Origin of the sequence: Jutongia hominis (genome assembly GCF_014384965.1) — a bacterium.
GTDB classification, from domain to species: domain Bacteria; phylum Bacillota; class Clostridia; order Lachnospirales; family Lachnospiraceae; genus Butyribacter; species Butyribacter hominis.
The window spans coordinates 1-1,373 of record NZ_JACRSW010000023.1; the positions used below are offsets into that span (position 1 = coordinate 1).

Here is a 1,373-nt window from a genome sequence, read left to right on the forward strand (position 1 = left end):
GCAGGTTAATAAGAAAGTGTTGAAGGTTGTAGAACGTGTCATGAGAAAAGAAGCTGTATATGGGATAGATGGATTTCCACCTGCGTGTTTAGGAATATGGCATCAGCCGAAACGTCCGATTAGCCGGAAAGAAAAAAATAAGAGATAGTTAGTGAATCTATTTATTAGATTCCTAATACAATAGGAAATTCAAGATTTTAAATGATGTCAAAGGAGAAACGAATGAAAAAAATAAGATTATTAAGTTTGGCTATGGTATGCAGTATGCTGTTTTGCACACCTGTAATGGCGGCAGAAATAACAACGACTGAAGATGCTGTAATTGAGAATAACCCAGAAGTAGTTACTGAGTCTTTGGAGTCAGTTAAGTTAGAAGAAATGTCTCCTATAAGTTTATCCGAGGAACAATATGATGTCTTGTCTGATGATGAAATCCAAACATATGGAACAACTCCAGATGATTATGAAGAAAATGATTCACCTACTACAGCATTTTCATATAGCAAGGTTGAAACATTAACGACTCAAGTAACCAGCAATAATGATTTATATCGTTTAGGAATGAAAGCGGCAGGGCTTCATTCAGAAACAGATGAAGATTGGTTTTACACTTCATTAACTGCGGGTGAAACATATTTTGTAGATTTACGAAATGTTGGACGCAGAGATTGGTATATAGAATTATATTATTTGGGTGAAGATTTAGATTCCTCATATTTTTATTCAACAAATCCTGAATATAATAGTGTTTATAAAGGAGCTGCTGAAAAATACTTTTATTTTACTGCAAAAGATACCGGTAAATTTTACATAAGGATTTGTAGTGGAAATGATTGGGTAGATTCCATGTATTATTTCTTCTATGTTGGTCCTGCTATACAAACTTTTGATATTGTAGATATGCCAACATATGGAGGGGTAAATCTTTTTGGAACTGCGTATCAAACTTATACATGTGATTTGAGAAATGCGTTTCCATCTACAACAGCAATAATAAATATTAATTTATCTGATTCCTTCTCAAAAGGAACATGTTCACACCTGAGTAAATATATGAGTGCAGGAGGAAGAACATATTACAATACACCAGGTGACAATGCAATTAAGAGCATAACCAATGCTTCAATAGGTCAATTATGGACATTTGGAGCAAAATGTTCACAAAATACGCATAGTGGAGTGCATTGGTCGGGAAGAATTAATGGAAAGTTTAAGTGTATTATGGAGCCATATCCGGGTAATGAATTAGATTTATAAAAAGTATTTCATGTAGGAGTCAGAGCATATTACTGACTCCTATGCAGAAAGGAGAACAATTTTATGAGTATAACGAAAGTTGGAAGTTCCTATAATTTCATTTATAACACAAAGAC

At 33.7% G+C, this 1,373-nt stretch carries 2 protein-coding genes; both read left to right on the forward strand.

What is annotated here, in order from left to right; translation table 11 throughout:
* Positions 1-16: 16 nt before the first annotated feature.
* The gene (locus H8700_RS12435; protein WP_118508227.1) at positions 17-148 is read left to right on the forward strand and encodes a cyclic lactone autoinducer peptide; all 132 of its coding nucleotides are present in this window, start codon (positions 17-19) and stop codon (positions 146-148) included.
* A gap of 74 nt (positions 149-222) precedes the next feature.
* The gene (locus H8700_RS05495) at positions 223-1,257 is read left to right on the forward strand and encodes a hypothetical protein (protein ID WP_055195965.1); all 1,035 of its coding nucleotides are present in this window, start codon (positions 223-225) and stop codon (positions 1,255-1,257) included.
* Positions 1,258-1,373: the final 116 nt, after the last annotated feature.